Genomic DNA, 17,644 nt, shown 5'->3' on the forward strand with positions numbered 1-17,644 from the left:
TTCATCAAAATCAGACATTTTTTAGATACCATCTAATCAACAAGGCTTTTTATCATTTTTTTAATCATCAAACGTTGCTTTTTTTACTCAGAATGGCAAATTGAACCTATACCGATTAAAAATTGTTTAGTTTAAAAAGGATGTTGTATGTGTTCAGTATTTGGCATTTTAGACATTAAGAGCGATGCAGCGGCATTGCGCCCTATCGCACTTGAGATGTCGAAAAAGCTTCGTCACCGCGGTCCAGACTGGTCTGGTATTTACTCATCAGAGCGCGCAATCCTAGCGCATGAGCGTCTGGCGATCGTTGGTCTAAATAGTGGTGCCCAACCACTATACAGCCCTGATAAAAAACTCATCCTTGCGGTAAATGGTGAAATCTACAACCACAAAGAGATTCGTGCTCGCTATGAAGGCAAATACGAATTCCAAACCGATTCAGACTGTGAAGTTATTCTAGCGCTATACCAAGACATGGGCGCTGACCTTCTTGAAGAACTAAACGGTATTTTTGCATTCGTACTTTACGATGAAGATAAAGATGAATACCTAGTTGGCCGTGACCACATTGGCATCATTCCGCTTTACCAAGGTTACGATGAGCACGGTAACTACTACGTTGCGTCAGAAATGAAAGCGCTTGTACCTGTGTGTAAGACCGTGAGTGAGTTCCCTCCAGGTTGTCACTACGGCAGTGCCGATGCAGAACCTCAACGCTACTATATCCGCGACTGGAACGAGTACGCAGCAGTACAAGGCAACAGTACAAGCAAAGAAGAATTGACTGAAGCGCTAGAAGCTGCAGTGAAACGCCAACTGATGACTGACGTGCCATACGGTGTGCTTCTTTCTGGTGGCCTGGATTCTTCTATCACTTCAGCAGTTGCAAAACGATTTGCAGCGATGCGTATTGAAGACGATGAGAAATCTGAAGCATGGTGGCCACAGCTGCACTCATTCGCAGTGGGCCTAGAAGGTGCACCAGACTTGAAAGCCGCTCGTGAAGTTGCAGACCAGATTGGTACGGTTCACCACGAGATGACCTACACGATTCAAGAAGGTCTGGACGCGATTCGCGATGTGATTTACCACATTGAAACGTATGACGTAACGACTATCCGCGCTTCAACACCAATGTTCCTAATGGGTCGTAAGATCAAAGCAATGGGCATCAAGATGGTACTGTCTGGTGAGGGTGCAGATGAAATCTTTGGTGGTTACCTGTACTTCCACAAAGCGCCAAACGCAAAAGAGTTCCACGAAGAGACGGTACGTAAGTTGCTTGCTCTGAACATGTTTGACTGTGCACGTGCTAACAAATCACTAGCAGCATGGGGCGTAGAAGGACGTGTACCTTTCCTAGATAAAGAGTTTATTGATGTTGCGATGCGCTTGAACCCAGCAGATAAGATGTGTGGCAACGGTAAGATGGAAAAACACATTCTTCGTGAGTGTTTCGAACACTACCTACCAGAATCAATCGCATGGCGTCAGAAAGAGCAGTTCTCTGATGGTGTTGGTTACAGCTGGATCGATACTTTGAAAGAAGTGGCAGAACAGAAAGTAACGGATCAACAAATGGAAACGGCACAATTCCGCTTCCCTTACAACACACCAACAACCAAAGAAGGTTATGTATACCGCGAAATCTTTGAAGAGTTGTTCCCGCTACCATCTGCAGCAGAATGTGTACCTGGTGGCCCTTCAGTAGCATGTTCTTCAGCGAAAGCGATTGAATGGGATGAGTCATTCCAAAACTGTGTTGACCCGTCAGGTCGTGCAGTACAGACCGTTCACAACGACGCATATTAATTATTCGTTGTTTCAAAGAGGGTTGGCTTCACCAACCCTTTTAAAGCAAACACAATAGATACGATCAAAAAGAGGTGCTTACGCACCTCTTTTTATATTTGATGGAATCAGGCTATTTTAAATCTAAATCGCTGTTGTCTATGCTGACAGGTACACGCTTGGTGATCATCTGAACCAACATTATTGAGCGCTTCTCACCATCTTGTTCTTGGAAGATGGCATCAATACCGGCAAACTGCCCGCTCTTCACCCGCACTTGATCACCAGGTTTTGGCATGTTCTCAGCATCGGTCTGGTCGTCGATGCATTTATCCAGCTGCTTAAGCTCATAAACCAGATCACCCTGTATCTCTTTCGGCTGTGCACCAAAGCGAACAAAGTCCACCACGCCTCGCGTAGAGCGAACTGATGTGAAGTTTGGGCCTTCTTCATAGTCAAATCGGGCAAACACATAGCAAGGAAACAGTGGCTCTTCGACTTTCTGTCGTTTACCACGTAAGATCTTTTCGACTTCGACAGTAGGGTAAAAACACTCCACACCCTGGTTTTCAAGGTGCTGCTTCGCCCTAACTTGCTCTCCTCGCTTACAATACAATAAATACCAACGTTTCATTTTATTACTAGCCAATTATATTTTTGCTCGATCCTAACATTAAGCAAAAGACGAGTCATGGACATTCAAGCAACCTATTAATTGGCTGCTTAATATTAAGATTAAAACTTACACCTTTTCAGAACATTAAGAAAATAAGTCTATAGTCAAAAATGAAAAGTAAGTTTGTAACACGAGCAAATCACCGACAAAAACCCCGTCATTTCAGCACTGAGCAGGCATTTCATAAGGCAAATGAATCGTCACATGAAATTTTATTGTTTGTCAGACAAGAAATTGCCATGTATACGTAGATTTCGTTAAAAAATGTAATAACTACTATTAGAAGAGCTTATGTCAAACCAACATCAATACTTTGGTCACCCACGTGGCTTGTTCTTATTGTTCGGTACTGAACTTTGGGAACGCTTTTCTTACTACGCAATGCGCGCCATTCTAGTACTGTATTTAACTGACACAACAATGAACGGTGGCCTTGGCTGGTCGACTAAAGATGCCCTAGACCTATACGGCATCTATACTGGACTTGTCTACATCACCCCTCTTATTGGTGGCTACCTTGCGGATAACTACCTAGGTCAACGCCGTTCTATTCTAATTGGTGGCGCGTTGATGGCTATTGGCCAATTTACGCTAGCAATGCCAGCAGATGCTCTGGGTCTTGGCTCTTTACACACTTTCTACCTAGGTCTTGCTCTACTTATCTGTGGTAACGGTCTATTCAAGCCAAACATCTCTACAATGGTTGGTGATCTATACAATGAAGGCGATAACCGTCGTGATGGTGCTTTCACTATCTTTTACATGGGTATCAACCTAGGTGCGTTGCTGGCTGGTGTTGTATCGGGCTCTGTAACGAACGAATTTGGCTGGAAAGCAGGCTTCGTTGCTGCCGGTATTGGTATGCTTGTTAGCCTTGTGATGCAAATGACAATGGCGCAATCTTGGTTAGGTGACATTGGCCGCGTACCAGCAGCAAAACGTGACCTAGCAATTAAGAAATCTGCGAAGAAAGAGCCACTAACCAAAGAAGAAGTGGATCGAATCAAAGTTATCCTTGTGATGAGCCTGTTTACCATCGTTTTCTGGGCAGGCTTTGAACAAGCTGGCGGTCTAATGAACATCTACACGCAGCAATACACAGATCGTATGATCGGTGGCTTCGAAGTGCCTGCTGCGTGGTTCCAATCACTAAACCCGTTCTTCATTATTACTCTTGCACCTGTATTAGCCGTTTTGTGGGTGAAACTGGGTAAACGTGAACCTAACTCACCGATGAAATTTGCCCTAGCGATGTTCTTCCTAGCACTGGGTTTCCTATGTATGGTTGGTGCTGTTATGGAGCAAGGTGGTGATACTGCGGTTAAAACATCAATGCTATGGCTAGTAGGTGCGTTCTTCTTCCATACGCTTGGTGAACTGTGTCTATCTCCTATTGGTCTATCTCTAGTAACTAAACTAGCTCCGCTACGTCTTGCATCGCTTATGATGGGCGCATGGTTCGGCTGTAACGCAATCGCAAACTACGTTGCAGGTTATGTTGGCTCTCACGTAGGTGAACTAGGCGCACTAGCAATCTTCAGTGGTATTGCGGTAACTGCGACGATTTCTGGCGTGATTCTATTGTTGTTCTCTAACACGCTAGTTCGTTGGATGCATGGTGCTGAAAATACTCACAGCACAGCAGAACAAATTGAAGAGCAACAAACGCAAGTTGCTTAATATAAAGTGCAAATAAAAACAAAGGGTCGCAATCGCGACCCTTTTTGTTTCTACACCCCAAACTACCTTGGAGATAGATACAGGTTTCGCTTTAAAGCTTAGAGCGAACAAGCTCAACCATCATCTCGATGTGCTCATCATTGTCATTCAAGCACGGGATGTAACTGAAGCTCTCACCACCAGCTTCTAGGTAAATCTCTCGGCACTCTTCTGAGATTTCTTCCAATGTTTCCAAACAGTCTGCAGAGAAAGCTGGCGTAATCACGTTAAGTTTCTTCTTACCTTGGCTTGGTAATACTTCCAGCGTCTTATCCGTGTATGGCTGTAGCCATTCTTCACGACCAAAACGTGACTGATATGTCATTCCGATTTGCGCTTCACTCAAACCCAGTGCTTCACCAAGCAAGCGAGTCGTCTCTTCACAATGCTTAGGGTAAATATCACCATTGTCTGCATAACGCTTAGGGATACCATGGTAAGAACAAAGTAGGTAATCGCCTTGACCATGCTCTGCCCAATGGTCACGAACCGATTGAGCAAGTGCCGCGATGTATTGGGGATGATTGTGGTAATCACGAATAAAGCTGAACTCAGGCATTACTGGCATCTTTTTGAATGCCTTGGTCATACCGTCTGAGACTGCGGCCGTCGTTGTACCCGAGTATTGCGGGTAAAGAGGCAAGACAATCACTTCCTCTACGCCTTGTGCAATCAGCGCTTCAAAACCAGATTGTAAGCTTGGATTACCGTAAGTCATACCCAATTCAACTGGCATATCGAGTGCAACGGCTAACTTGTGAGCTTGTCGTTTTGAGTACACCATCAGAGGTGACCCCTCCTCCATCCAGACAGACTGGTACAGCTTGGCGACTTTCGGCGAGCGAATTGGCAAGATGACACCGTGAAGAATCGGACACCAAAGCCAACGCGTCATATCAACGACACGATGATCATGAAGAAACTGACTTAAAAAGCGTTTTACAGCTGGTGCAGTTGGCTCATCAGGCGTACCCAAGTTAACCAATAACACGCCCTGTTTATTATTGTTGTTTTTCATAACATCCTATTCATGGTGATCGGCTTGCTTTGTACGGTGGAACAAACCAGATGGTTCATCGTACTTACAGGCAAAAATAAAAAAGCGACCCGAGGGTCGCTTTTAAATATATCAAAATATTAAATTTTGCCGTTAGCAAATTATGCTAGTGCTTTCTCAATATCTGCGCTTACTTCTGCAACTTGCTTAGTACCGTCGAATTTAAGGTACTTAGTGTTACCAGCTTCAGCTTCTTTACCGTAGTAGTTGATAAGTGGTGCTGTTTGCTCGTGGTAAACACCTAGACGTGCACGCACTGTTTCTTCTTTGTCGTCATCACGAACAACAAGATCTTCACCAGTTACGTCATCTTTACCTTCCACTTTTGGTGGGTTGTAAACAACGTGGTAAGTACGACCTGAAGGAAGGTGAGCACGACGACCAGCCATACGCTCTACAATCACATCGTCAGCTACGTCAAATTCGATTACGTAATCAACGTCAACGCCCATCTCTTTTAGGCCGTCAGCTTGAGGGATAGTGCGAGGGAAACCATCAAGTAGGAAACCTTTTTCGCAATCGTCTTGAGCAATACGCTCTTTGATTAGACCAAGGATGATTTCATCAGAAACTAGCTGACCAGCGTCGATAACAGCTTTAGCTTGTTTACCAAGCTCTGTACCTGCTTTGATAGCAGCACGAAGCATATCACCAGTAGAGATTTGTGGAATACCGTATTTATCCATGATGAAGTTTGCTTGTGTGCCTTTACCTGCACCTGGAGCACCTAGAAGAATGATGCGCATGATTTATCCTCTTTAATATTTAAGATTTATACCGAAGCTCACAATAGCTGGACTTCTAGGAATAACCCCACGAAGCACTGGCAACGATAAGTTTCGGTATAACGTTTAGGCGAGCCAAAATACACGCCTTATTACTCACATTCAAGTGTTGAGATTCTAACACAGGTTCACTGCGCAATGAGCAGATTAAGACTAAAGAATGTTAGCGATGCCAGCTTTCCTGTCTTGTTGATTACTAACTCAACACTTAAAGTGTGAATCTATGCGTTTTACAAACAAAAAGCTCGCATTTCGCGAGCTTTTTAGGGGTATTGAGTTATTAAACCTTAGTCAAAAGCTTGTTGATGGCACCAACGAATTGCGAAGGATCTTCCATCGAACCACGCTCAGCTAGCATCGCTTGGCCCAGTAACACCTCAACCCAGCGACCAAACGCTTCTTCGTCCGCTTCATCCGCCATGCGTTTCACTAGTGCATGCTCTGGGTTAATTTCGAAGATGTATTTCACTTCTGGTACCGCTTGGCCAGCCGCTTCAAGAAGCTTCGCCATCTGCGTGCCCATTTCGAAATCATCCGTCACGACAACAGCGGGTGTTGTTGCCAGTTTAAAGGTGGTGCGAACTTCTTTCACACGGTCACCAAGGTAAGACTGAGTGCGTTCAACAACAGACTTAAACTCTTCTTCCGTTTCTTTCTGTTTTTCTTTTTCCGCTTCGTCTTCAAACTTGCTTAGGTCTAAGCCCGCTTTCGTGATCGATTGGAACTGCTTACCATCAAACTCTGTTAGGTAGTTCATCAACCACTCGTCAATTCGATCGAACATCAAAATAACTTCGATGCCTTTCGCTTTGAATTGCTCTAGGTGTGGGCTGTTCTTCGCCGCAGCGTAACTGTCTGCCGTAAGGAAGTAGATCTTATCTTGACCTTCTTTCATGCGTTCAACATAAGAAGCCAAACCAACGGTTTGTTCTGCGGAGTCCACTTCAGTAGATGCGAAACGCAATAGACCAGCAACTTTCTCTTTGTTTGCCATGTCTTCTGCAACGCCTTCCTTCATCACAAGGCCGAACTCTTTCCAGAATGATTGGTATTTCTCTGTATCATTCTTTGCCATGCGCTCTAGCATAGTAAGCACACGCTTGGTACAAGCATTACGTAATGACTGAGTGACTTTGTTATCTTGTAGGATTTCACGTGATACGTTCAAAGGCAGATCGTTTGAATCGATCAGGCCACGCACGAAGCGCATGTAAGAAGGCATAAACTGCTCAGCGTCATCCATGATGAATACGCGCTGTACGTACAGTTTCAGACCCGATTTATGATCGCGGTTCATCATATCCCAAGGTGCTTTCGCTGGGATGTAAAGCAGACTGGTGTAGTCGTTCTTACCTTCTACGCGGTTGTGGCTCCACGTAAGAGGATCTGCAAAATCGTGAGAAACGTGCTTGTAGAACTCTTGGTACTCTTCTTCAGAGATATCTGACTTATTGCGCGTCCAAAGTGCTTGAGCTTTGTTGATCTGCTCCCACTTCTTCTCACCCGTTTCTTTGCCTTCGTCATCACGAACCGAAGTTTGGATAGAAACAGGGATACCGATATGGTCAGAGTATTTGCTGATCACATCGCGTAGACGCCATTCGTTTAGGAATTCTTTACCTTCTTCACGCATGTGAAGCACGATGTCCGTACCTCGAGAATCTTTGGTAATGGTCTCAACGGTGTAATCACCTTCGCCAGCAGAGTGCCATTGCACCGCCTCATCAACAGCGAGACCAGCCGCGCGAGTGCGCACAGTCACTGCATCCGCAACAATAAATGCAGAGTAGAAACCCACACCAAACTGACCGATAAGTTGAGAATCTTTGCTCTGATCATCTGACAGCTTGGAGAAAAATTCTGCAGTCCCTGATTTCGCGATGGTACCTAGGTGCTCAATCACATCATCACGGCTCATACCGATGCCGTTGTCAGAGATGGTTAATGTGTTCGCGCTTTCATCGAACGCAAGCTTCACGCCTAAGTCAGCGTTGCCCTCATATAAATCTGGGTTAGATAGCGCTTGGAAACGAAGTTTATCTGATGCGTCGGACGCGTTTGAGATCAGCTCGCGTAGAAAAATCTCTTTGTTGGAATAAAGAGAGTGAATCATCAGATGAAGTAGTTGTTTTACTTCCGATTGAAAGCCACGAGTTTCTTTGTTGTGAGATACGGTTTCGCTCATGTTTGCTCCATAACATCTAAACTAATTAGACTTTTAATGACAAAGCCCTAACCGCCGCCTCATAAAAGCGGCATTACTAAGATGTCATTTAACATGTGGCTGACAAATGTAAATTCAAGGTCAATATTGCTAAAAACGGTGTTTTTTTAGAAAATTTTAATTATCCTACGTGTCTAAAAGCATCTAAAACGTGGCACATGTCCTTTTGCGCACGCCTTGTTATGTGACGCAAATCACTATAATTACAGAATCATCCACCTAAGAAGAACTAAATGACTAACATCGGCACCAAATTTCTGCTTGCTCAAAGATTCGTCTTTGACCCAAATAGTAATTCGCTCGCTGACCAACAAAATGGCAACGAAGTTGTACGATTAGGCAGCAACGAAAGCCGTATTCTCCTCATGTTGGCAGAGAGACCTAACGAAGTGATAACACGTAACGAACTGCATGAGTTCGTTTGGCGTGAACAAGGCTTTGAGGTGGATGACTCAAGTTTAACTCAAGCGATCTCTACACTGCGTAAAATGTTGAAGGATTCAACAAAATCACCAGAATTCGTTAAAACCGTGCCAAAACGCGGCTACCAACTTATTTGTTCTGTTGAGCGTTTAAGCCCGCTTTCTTCTGACTCTATCGCTGATATTGATGATCAAGAAGAAGAGAACGAAGCGCCAGTGGTTGATTTAGAGCAGTTTGCTGAAGCTACCACAGAAACGCAAGCAGACATCGCTCCAGAAGCCGCTGCTCCAGTTGAAAAGCCGAAGCCAACACCAGCGCAGAAGAACGCGAACTGGCTATTCCGTATTTTGGTTGTCGTCGCTTTGCTGCTGCCGGTTTGTGTACTGATGTTGACTAACCCAGCAGAATCTCAATTCCGTCAAATTGGTGAATACCATAATGTGCCAGTAATGACGCCAATTAACCACCCTCAGTTAAACGAGTGGCTGCCATCAATTGAGCAGTGCATCAAACGCTACGTTGAGCACCATGAAGATTCCTCTTCGCCTGTAGAAGTCATCGCGACAGGTGGTCAAAACAACCAACTGATTCTGAACTATATCCACGATAGCGACCATTCATACGAGAATGTCACGCTGCGTATTTTCGCTGGTCGTAATGACCCTACCGACATCTGCAACTAAGGGAGGCTGAAATGAAGATTAAAATAGCATCTGCGGTTTTGGCCGTATCCATCCTTTTTAGTGGCTGGCTATATTGGGGCAGTGACCTAAAAGTGGAACAGGTTCTGACTTCAAACGAATGGCAGTCAACCATGGTGACACTCATCACCGATACTCTGCCAGACGATACAGTTGGCCCACTACGCAAAGTTAATGTTGAGTCGAATGTGAAGTACTTACCTAACGGTGACTACATTCGTGTGGCGAACATTCGATTGTTTGCTCAAGGCTCAAATACTGAATCAACCATCAATATCTCTGAGAAAGGTCGTTGGGAAGTAAGTGATAACTACTTGCTGGTTTCGCCTTCTGAATTCAAAGATATCTCAGCATCGCAATCAAAAGACTTCTCTGAGTCACAGCTTCGTCTCATCACACAAATCTTTAAGTTGGATGCAGAACAAAGTCGCCGTATTGATGTAGTCAACGAAAAAACACTACTACTGACTAGCCTGAACCACGGTTCTACGGTACTGTTTAGAAACTGATTTTGATTCAATGATAAGGGGCCAAGATGGCCCCTTTATTTTTCGCATGGATTGGCTAGATACTCTCACTCTCTTCTTCGGTTCCCTCGTTGCAAATACACTCGCTTCTCTCTCTGGCGGCGGTGCAGGATTATTGCAATTTCCATTATTGATCTTTCTCGGCTTACCCTTTTCTGTCGCTCTTGGAACACACAAAGTGGCTTCCGTCGCACTGGGGCTTGGCGCTGCAAGCACGCACCTCAAAGCCGGCACAATAAAACCGAAGATCGCGCTTTATCTGATTCTAGTCGGCAGTATTGGTATCGTGATTGGTGCAAATCTGATTGTCCAAATACCTGACGATATCGCAGAGAAAATGCTTGGCGCGATGATCCTTGCTCTTGGCATCTATTCTCGCTTTAAAAAAGAACTTGGCCAAGTCGAGCTTGCGACTCATCGAGACACATTGGGTTGGATCATCGGCGGATTAGGATTGATGCTGATAGGCGTCGTGAATGGTTCGCTAACTGCAGGTTCAGGTCTCCTCGTGACGCTGCTCCTCGTGCGCTGGTTTGGTTACGATTACAAACAAGCAGTGGCTTACACCATGATCTGTGTCGGTCTGTTTTGGAATGGTATTGGTGGTGTTGCCGTCGTACAAGCAGGCGCTCCGATTCATTGGGCATGGCTACCCGTGCTGTTATTGAGTTCATTTTTAGGTGGTAGTTTAGGCGCGTGGGCAGCAACTCGATACAGCAATCGCGTTATCAAGATTGCGTTTGAGGTCCTCACCTTTGCAGTCGGCATCAAACTACTACTTTAGTCTTTAGAGAAAGGAAATGAGAAATGGATAAAGCCATTATAGACATTTACTACTGTCGCCAGTGCAATTGGATGTTGCGCTCGACTTGGCTATCGCAAGAGCTGCTTCATACGTTCAGTGAAGAAATTGAGACCGTCAGCTTGCACCCTGACACAGGCGGTCGTTTTGAGATTTTCTGCAACGGCACGCAGATTTGGGAGCGTAAAAAAGACGGCGGCTTTCCTGAGGCTAAGGTCCTTAAACAACGAGTAAGGGACATCATCGACCCTGAGCGTGATTTAGGCCATTCAGATACAAAATAGGGAGCCAGTGGCTCCCTATTGTTTGATATCTATGTGCTCTATGACTCGTTGATTAGATCGTGGTTTGAGCCAACACTTCACCCTCCGGGGTTTGCACCTTGAGTGTGTTGCCTTCCATTAGACCATAGCTACGCGACAAACCATTTCTTGGGAAAGTCATCGAACCAGGGTTGAAGATCACTGCCCCATCCTGCATTTCGGCAACAGGCACATGAGTATGACCATGAGCAATGATGTCACCTTCACGCAGTGGTGGACGTTTTGCACTGTTGTACAAGTGCCCATGAGTAAGGAACATGCGCTTACCAGATTCGAGTAGTATCCACGCATAATCCATCATCATCGGGAAACTCAACAGCATTTGGTCAACTTCGCTGTCACAGTTACCACGTACAGAAATAATCTGATCGCTGTATTGGTTCAGTAAATCAGCGACTTGCGGTGGGTTGTAACCTTCTGGGATAGGGTTTCTTGGCCCATGGTTTAGCGTATCCCCCAACAAGATGAGATGATCGGCACCAGAGGCCAAGTAAAGCTGAATAGTTTCTTCGGTTGCTGGCAAAGAGCCGTGCAAGTCTGAGGCAAAAAATAGTTTCACGACATCGTCTCCTCAAAAAATATGAGGCTATTCTACGGCATTCTTATAGAAGCTCAACCTAAGTACCTATTAATGGCTGCGTAGCATTTCCACCAGCATTGGCACTAGATAGAACCAAGCGACATAGCCAACACCAGCTAAAACAACGATCCAAAAAATGAACGATAGAAACTTCGACTTCGCTAAATGGTTGAGCGGATCAGGCTCACCACATCCGGGGCAAGTATGAGCTCGTTTTGAAATTTGTTTTTCACAAACAGGACAAGCAACTAGCGGCATGACATGACATCCTCAATTATTCTTTAATTCTCAAAGAATAAGCCTCAGATTGCAGATATGCAATGGCACAACTAAGCAATTCGCAAGGGCTTTGCTAAATGTCGCTGACCTGAGAAAAATTATCAGCCTGTTTGCACTTGAGCCTCTCAGCAAACACGGTTACAAGGCTTCTCTGGCCATCCCATTGATCACGATATTGTTGTAGCTCACCATACCAATCACCTCTCCGTTTTCGATCACTGGCGCACGGCTAATACCAAAGCGCTCAAACAAACGAGCGCAGTATTTCACATTCATGTTTGGGTCGACGGACAGTGCCGGCTTGGTCATGATCTCGTAGATATTAGTCCGCTGCGGGGAGCGATTTTTCGCCAAGACTTTTTTAGCAATGTCGTTCATCAACACAATGCCGTATTCATCATCTTCATGGCGTTTTTTTACCACCAACGCTTTCACTTCACTCTTTCTCGCAAGTGTTATGCCTTCGTGTACTGTAATTAATCCATCGACAATGATGTACGTTGCCGCCATTACGTCTCTGACTCGAATCAGCTCATGATTACTCATAACTCGTCCTCTACCACTTTGGTCAGTTTTTCTACTTGGTGCGCGACGCCAACTGCATCTTCAACATCAATTTGCACTGCGATGCCTTGGCCAGACTCCTGGTCGAACTCTCCGACGTCACTAATGGTCTCCAAGATATGCCTTGATAAGTGCTCTTCCACTACAAACAGTAAGACGTCTTTCTGCACTTCCAGCGTCAAACCAAAGAAGGTGCGTTTTTGGTTTAAGCCCTGCCCTCGTGCATTATTAATAACCGTCGCTCCTGTTGCGCCTGCTTCACGAGCTGCATCAAGCACCTTGTCGGTTTTACTGTCCTCTACAAAGGCCAGAATCAATTTAAAGCGCATTTTCATTTTCCTCCGCGGTCTCTTTGTTCAACCACTGGGTGATCTGGGCATAGCCCATCACTGAAATGATTGGAAATAAGCTGGCAAAGGCAATCAAACCAAAGCCATCAATCATTGGGTTTCGTCCCGGAACCGTCGATGCCAACCCCAAACCAAGGGCCGTAACTAAAGGTACCGTTACGGTCGACGTCGTGACGCCACCGGAATCGTAAGCCAACGGCACAATCAGCTTGGGGGCATAAAAGGTTTGGATCACCACCACGATGTAACCAGCAATGATGTAGTAATGAATCGGGTCGCCGACGACAATTCGATAGCTGCCAAGTGCAATGCCAAACGCCACGCCCAAAGCCACAGCGATACGTAATCCGTTAACACTAATGCTGCCTCCGGACACTTGATTGGCTTTAATCGCAACAGCAATGAGAGAAGGCTCTGCAATGGTGGTGCTAAAACCGATAAAGAAAGCAAAGATGTACACCCAGTAATAATCAATCCAGCTCAGAGCTTGGCCAATGGAGATTTTAAATTCCATCAAGAAAGCCGGTGCCGTCAATTGAGTTGCCATGGTTTCGCCCAATGGGAATAACGCCATTTCTAACCCAAGCAAAAACAGCGACAAGCCCAGAATGACGTAAGCAAAACCGAGCAAAACCTTAGGTAAATTAGAAATGGGACGACGTAAAACCGCCAATTGAAAGCCGAAGATAATCGTCGCAATGGGAACCACATCGCTGATGGTAGAAACGAAGGTATCGATGAAATGTGCAAACGAAATCATGCCACCACCATCCCATAGATCATGACAAACATCATCGGCAGTAACGAGGCAAACGCGATCAAACCAAAGCCATCAATCATCGGGTTTCGTCCTTTAATCGCCGACGCTAAGCCAACACCAAGGGCTGTTACCAGTGGCACCGTGATGGTAGACGTCGTCACACCGCCAGAGTCGTAAGCAACGCCAATGATCGACTCAGGCGCAAACCCTGTGAGGATCACGACACCGATATAGCCACCGATGATCATGTACTGAATCGGCCAACCTTTTAGAATCCGCAGCACACCTAACACAATCGCTACCCCCACCGACAAAGCAACCGTCAAACGCAGTCCATCAGCGTAGTCTTCCATCGACTGTTCCGTATTAGCGATCATGCCACCTTCAGCTGCAACCTCCGACGCCTCCTCTGCAACCGCCGTTAAAGCAGGTTCCGCGATGGTGGTGCCGAAACCCAAGCAGAATGCGAAAATCAAGAGCCAAAAGACGCTGCCTTTATTGGCAAAAGCTTGCGCCATATTTTCACCGATAGGGAATAAGCCAAGCTCCAGACCAAAGATAAAAAAGGTCAAACCGAGAATCACAAGAAGGAGACCAAATAAGATTGAGACAAGATTGGGGAGTGGCTCTTGAAGGACAACAAGTTGGAAGAAGGTGATAACAACAACGATAGGCAGTAGGTCACGGGCGCTACTGAGTAAGGCTCGAAACAGAGCAACAAATGCTTCCATACACACCTCCTACCCGAGTGCCTTCTTCTTTTATAATCAGCATGGCACAGTTTCTCTGGGCTAAGTGTGAGCAACACTCAAAGCCTGATAACATTTTGTTACACTTGTTCAAACTGTGAACTTCGCACCGCTTGAGAAGAAAACACTTCTAACTCGTTAGGAACTAATAATAAAATCGACATTGCAAGTCATTGATATGATCATGCAAGACGGTTAACGACTATAATGTCTGAATGGTTTCACACTCAAAGGGACGACATGAAGATACTACTGACTGGCGGAACAGGCTTTATTGGTTCTGAGCTACTCAAAATGCTCACCACTCATCAAGTCATTTTGCTGACGCGCACCCCCGCGCAGGCAAAACAGCGACTTCAGCATGCCGATGTCGGTAATATTGAATACCTTGATTCCCTCGATTCACTGGAAGATCTCAACGATGTTGACGCAGTAATCAACCTTGCAGGTGAGCCCATCGCAGACAAACGCTGGAGTCAGGAACAAAAAGAGATCATCTGCAACAGTCGCTGGAAAGTGACCGAGCGCATTGTCGAACTGATCCACGCCAGTACCGAGCCCCCTTCAGTATTCATAAGCGGCTCTGCGGTTGGCTATTACGGCGATCAACAAGACCACCCCTTTGATGAATGCCTACACGTAAACAGTGAGGCCTTCGCCCATTCTGTGTGTGCTCGATGGGAGCAAATCGCCAAACGAGCAGAATCAGAGCAGACACGTGTGTGCCTATTACGAACTGGGGTTGTTCTTGGCCCTAATGGTGGTGCTCTCGCCAAGATGCTGCTGCCTTACAAACTGGGCTTAGGTGGCCCGCTAGGCAGCGGTAGACAGTACATGCCTTGGATTCATATCTTGGATATGGTTCGCGCCATCATGTACTTACTCGAAACGCCGCATGCGCATGGCGAATTCAACTTGTGCGCCCCACACCCAGTTAGCAACAAAATTTTTAGTGGCACATTGGCCAAGACTCTTAAGCGTCCGCATATATTGTTCACCCCGAAATGGGTGATGAACATGGCAATGGGGGAATCCTCTTGCCTGCTATTTGATAGCATACGCGCAAAACCGAAAAAGCTTACCGAGCTTGGCTTTAAATTCAGTTACTCCCGAGTGGAGCCTGCACTCAAGAACTTGCTTCAAGATAGAAGTTGTTGAATCATAAGGCTCACGAACTCTCAGTGAGCCCTAAACTATGAAAAAGTCTGTTCTTATCACCGGATGCTCTACCGGCATCGGTTACGTATGTGCCCACGCTTTGCAAAAGGAAGGCTTTCACGTCATTGCTTCCTGCCGACAAGACCAAGACATTGAACGCCTAACCAACGAGGGCTTAACGTGTATTAAACTGGACCTGAATGATCCTGAGAGTATTTCGTCCGGCGTCGCACAAGCGCTCGAGTTGGCTGAGGGTAAACTTTATGCCGTCTTCAACAATGGCGCTTACGGCCAACCAGGTGCTTTGGAAGATTTGCCGACAGTGGCCCTTCAAGCACAATTTCAAACCAACTTCTTCGGCTGGCACCAACTCGTAAGAGAAGTGCTACCGCACATGCGTAAACAAGGTGAAGGGCGCATCATCCAAAACAGTTCCGTACTCGGCTTTGCCGCCATGAAGTATCGTGGCGCCTATAACGCCTCTAAATTCGCGCTAGAAGGCTGGACAGACACCCTACGTTTGGAATTGATGGACACCAACATCAAGGTAGCATTGATCGAACCAGGGCCGATAGAGACCCAGTTTAGACAAAATGCCTTAAAGGCGTTTGAGCAATGGATTGATGTGGAAAGCAGCGCCCACAGAGCAGCTTACGAGGGCCAAAAGCAGCGTTTAGATAACGACAAGTCGAACAACAAGTTTGTGCTTCCTGCTGAATCTTGTATTGAGCCCGTGCTTCACGCACTCACCAGTGATAAGCCAAAGATTCGCTACAGAATCACCACACCAACTAAAGTCTTTGCCGTTTTAAAGCGCCTATTACCCACTCGTCTTCTTGATAAAATTTTGCGACAAGCAGCATAAAAACTTTTTATCACAATGTAATTTTACCGTAACAATGTGATGTCATTATGAGCATGTAGGTTAAGAAAACCTCAATGTTCGAATCAATTTCTAGGTTAGTATCTTCATCCATAGAGCCTGAACGCGATGTGGATACTCACTTTAGATTTGGTATCGCCACCCTTTCTGTTTTGTATTTTCGCGAGACAATAATGACATTAAATCAGCTTAACTGGCTTAGTGTGGGTGTAGTGTTGACCATGTTCATCCTATTTTGATACCACACCCAGCACACAACTATAACGTCTAACAAGACTCTCTAACCCGTGCTGGACTTGCCAAATTTAATAGCACTTTCGCTTGCTATCAGGAATACGCTGCTTCGGCAGCGTTTTTCCTTTCTATCGCTTGAATTTCCCAAATATCAACTCCATATCTACAATCAACGACAAGAAACAAAAAGCAAGGATACTCTGATGCAATCCCCATTTATCGTTGAGTTAACAGAACAAAACTTCCGTGAAACGCTTGAAGGATCAATGAACACGCCGGTGTTGATTCATTTTTGGGCGAGTGCTCAACCTGAAAGTGCACAAGTGATTCCTGAATTACAAATGCTGGCTCAGCAATACAACGGCGCTTTCACCCTTGCTCTATTGAACTGTGAACAGCAGCCTGCTCTTGCTTCTCAATTCGGCGTGCAAGTGCTACCGACCATCGCATTGTTTATGAATGGTCAAGCAGTCGATGGCATGGGTGGCCCTCAGCCAATTGACGCGATTACGGCAATGCTGCAAAAGCATCTACCAAGCCAAGATGAAATGCAGTTGAAGCAAGCCAGCGAACTGCTCCAACAAGGTGAACATGCTCAAGCTTTGGCGATTCTACAAACGTTATCGGAAGAGCTTCAAAACCGTGGTGATGTAAAACTAGCGATGGCAGATTGTTTACTGGAAACCAAACAGTTTGAATTGGCACAAACGCTGTTGGGTGCGATTCCACTAGAATACCAAGACAACTACTACAAAGGTTTGATCGCGAAGTTAGATCTACATCTTCAAGCCGCAGATAGCCCAGAACTTCAACGCCTTGAACAAGAGCTAGCCGCAAACCCTGATAATTTAGAACTCGCGTGTGAGCTTGCCGTTCAATACAACCAAGTTGGCCGTGATGAAGAAGCACTTGAGCTGCTTTGGAACATTCTCAAAGCTAACCTTGGTGCACAAGACGGTGAAGTGAAGAAAGTCTTTATGGATATCTTGAGCGCACTTGGCCAAGGTAACGCATTGGCAAGCAAATACCGCCGTCAACTTTACTCGATTTTGTACTAAT

19 protein-coding genes are annotated in these 17,644 nt (G+C 45.6%); 9 read left to right on the forward strand and 10 right to left on the reverse strand.

The features are described from left to right. Positions 1 to 147: 147 nt before the first annotated feature. Positions 148 to 1,812 (forward strand): asparagine synthase B, encoded by a 1,665-nt coding sequence (asnB, locus tag KHO06_RS13435; RefSeq protein ID WP_005425432.1) that lies wholly within the window; start codon positions 148 to 150, stop codon positions 1,810 to 1,812. 112 nt (positions 1,813 to 1,924) lie between these two features. On the opposite strand, the gene rfaH is transcribed toward asnB, so the two are convergent. Continuing rightward, positions 1,925 to 2,425, reverse strand: coding sequence for a transcription/translation regulatory transformer protein RfaH (gene rfaH, locus KHO06_RS13440; protein WP_038892128.1), 501 nt, complete (start codon positions 2,423 to 2,425; stop codon positions 1,925 to 1,927). Positions 2,426 to 2,758: 333 nt separating this feature from the next. Here rfaH and KHO06_RS13445 point away from each other — a divergent pair, with 333 nt between their 5' ends. Further along, positions 2,759 to 4,147: a peptide MFS transporter gene (locus tag KHO06_RS13445; RefSeq protein WP_005425503.1), complete on the forward strand. Its 1,389-nt coding sequence runs from the start codon at positions 2,759 to 2,761 to the stop codon at positions 4,145 to 4,147. A gap of 91 nt (positions 4,148 to 4,238) precedes the next feature. Here the strand turns inward: KHO06_RS13445 and hemH are convergent, their stop codons facing one another. The 3 genes from hemH to htpG all read right to left on the reverse strand — a co-directional run bounded on the left by hemH (position 4,239) and on the right by htpG (position 8,213). Continuing rightward, positions 4,239 to 5,204 (reverse strand): ferrochelatase, encoded by a 966-nt coding sequence (gene hemH / locus KHO06_RS13450; protein WP_045370486.1) that lies wholly within the window; start codon positions 5,202 to 5,204, stop codon positions 4,239 to 4,241. 140 nt (positions 5,205 to 5,344) lie between these two features. Further along, complete coding sequence (gene adk / locus KHO06_RS13455; protein WP_005425498.1) at positions 5,345 to 5,989, reverse strand: adenylate kinase; 645 nt, start codon at positions 5,987 to 5,989, stop codon at positions 5,345 to 5,347. 319 nt (positions 5,990 to 6,308) lie between these two features. Continuing rightward, positions 6,309 to 8,213, reverse strand: a complete 1,905-nt coding sequence (gene htpG, locus KHO06_RS13460; protein ID WP_212581747.1) for a molecular chaperone HtpG — start codon at positions 8,211 to 8,213, stop codon at positions 6,309 to 6,311. 272 nt (positions 8,214 to 8,485) lie between these two features. Here htpG and KHO06_RS13465 point away from each other — a divergent pair, with 272 nt between their 5' ends. Genes KHO06_RS13465 through KHO06_RS13480 form a run of 4 tightly spaced genes read left to right on the forward strand, consistent with a single transcriptional unit; the run spans position 8,486 to position 10,989 of the window. Beyond that, positions 8,486 to 9,358: a transcriptional regulator gene (locus KHO06_RS13465; RefSeq protein ID WP_005425426.1), complete on the forward strand. Its 873-nt coding sequence runs from the start codon at positions 8,486 to 8,488 to the stop codon at positions 9,356 to 9,358. Positions 9,359 to 9,369: 11 nt separating this feature from the next. After that, on the forward strand, positions 9,370 to 9,885 hold the full coding sequence (gene toxS / locus KHO06_RS13470; RefSeq protein ID WP_005425490.1) for a transmembrane regulator ToxS: 516 nt from the start codon (positions 9,370 to 9,372) through the stop codon (positions 9,883 to 9,885). Positions 9,886 to 9,931: 46 nt separating this feature from the next. Beyond that, on the forward strand, positions 9,932 to 10,687 hold the full coding sequence (locus tag KHO06_RS13475; protein ID WP_212581748.1) for a sulfite exporter TauE/SafE family protein: 756 nt from the start codon (positions 9,932 to 9,934) through the stop codon (positions 10,685 to 10,687). A gap of 23 nt (positions 10,688 to 10,710) precedes the next feature. Further along, entirely contained in the window at positions 10,711 to 10,989 is a 279-nt protein-coding gene (locus KHO06_RS13480) for a SelT/SelW/SelH family protein (RefSeq protein ID WP_010643323.1), read from the forward strand. Positions 10,990 to 11,041: 52 nt separating this feature from the next. Here the strand turns inward: KHO06_RS13480 and yfcE are convergent, their stop codons facing one another. From yfcE to KHO06_RS13510, 6 genes are all read right to left on the reverse strand, one after another. After that, positions 11,042 to 11,587, reverse strand: a complete 546-nt coding sequence (gene yfcE / locus KHO06_RS13485) for a phosphodiesterase (protein ID WP_012127245.1) — start codon at positions 11,585 to 11,587, stop codon at positions 11,042 to 11,044. A gap of 69 nt (positions 11,588 to 11,656) precedes the next feature. After that, on the reverse strand, positions 11,657 to 11,866 hold the full coding sequence (locus KHO06_RS13490; protein WP_005425482.1) for a hypothetical protein: 210 nt from the start codon (positions 11,864 to 11,866) through the stop codon (positions 11,657 to 11,659). Between the two features lie 159 nt (positions 11,867 to 12,025). Further along, positions 12,026 to 12,433, reverse strand: coding sequence for a CBS domain-containing protein (locus KHO06_RS13495; RefSeq protein WP_005425434.1), 408 nt, complete (start codon positions 12,431 to 12,433; stop codon positions 12,026 to 12,028). Continuing rightward, positions 12,430 to 12,780, reverse strand: coding sequence for a P-II family nitrogen regulator (locus tag KHO06_RS13500; RefSeq protein ID WP_005425459.1), 351 nt, complete (start codon positions 12,778 to 12,780; stop codon positions 12,430 to 12,432). Before KHO06_RS13500 ends, KHO06_RS13495 begins: the two co-directional genes overlap by 4 nt. After that, positions 12,770 to 13,561: a DUF1538 domain-containing protein gene (locus KHO06_RS13505; protein WP_005425423.1), complete on the reverse strand. Its 792-nt coding sequence runs from the start codon at positions 13,559 to 13,561 to the stop codon at positions 12,770 to 12,772. The genes KHO06_RS13500 and KHO06_RS13505 overlap by 11 nt, the downstream gene beginning before the upstream one ends. Continuing rightward, the gene (locus KHO06_RS13510; RefSeq protein ID WP_045377641.1) at positions 13,558 to 14,292 is read right to left on the reverse strand and encodes a DUF1538 domain-containing protein; all 735 of its coding nucleotides are present in this window, start codon (positions 14,290 to 14,292) and stop codon (positions 13,558 to 13,560) included. The genes KHO06_RS13505 and KHO06_RS13510 overlap by 4 nt, the downstream gene beginning before the upstream one ends. Positions 14,293 to 14,550: 258 nt before the next feature. Here KHO06_RS13510 and KHO06_RS13515 point away from each other — a divergent pair, with 258 nt between their 5' ends. From KHO06_RS13515 to KHO06_RS13525, 3 genes are all read left to right on the forward strand, one after another. After that, entirely contained in the window at positions 14,551 to 15,468 is a 918-nt protein-coding gene (locus KHO06_RS13515) for a TIGR01777 family oxidoreductase (RefSeq protein WP_010643330.1), read from the forward strand. A 37-nt stretch (positions 15,469 to 15,505) separates the two neighbouring features. Continuing rightward, positions 15,506 to 16,333 carry an SDR family oxidoreductase gene (locus KHO06_RS13520; protein ID WP_005425448.1) on the forward strand — a complete coding sequence of 276 codons (828 nt, stop codon included), beginning with the start codon at positions 15,506 to 15,508 and terminating at the stop codon, positions 16,331 to 16,333. Between the two features lie 455 nt (positions 16,334 to 16,788). Further along, a complete protein-coding gene (locus KHO06_RS13525; RefSeq protein WP_010446759.1) occupies positions 16,789 to 17,643 on the forward strand; it encodes a co-chaperone YbbN in 855 nt (284 codons plus the stop codon). The last annotated feature ends 1 nt before the right edge of the window (position 17,644 follow it).

The sequence above is a fragment of the Vibrio sp. B1FIG11 genome, assembly GCF_905175335.1.
Lineage (GTDB): Bacteria > Pseudomonadota > Gammaproteobacteria > Enterobacterales > Vibrionaceae > Vibrio > Vibrio campbellii.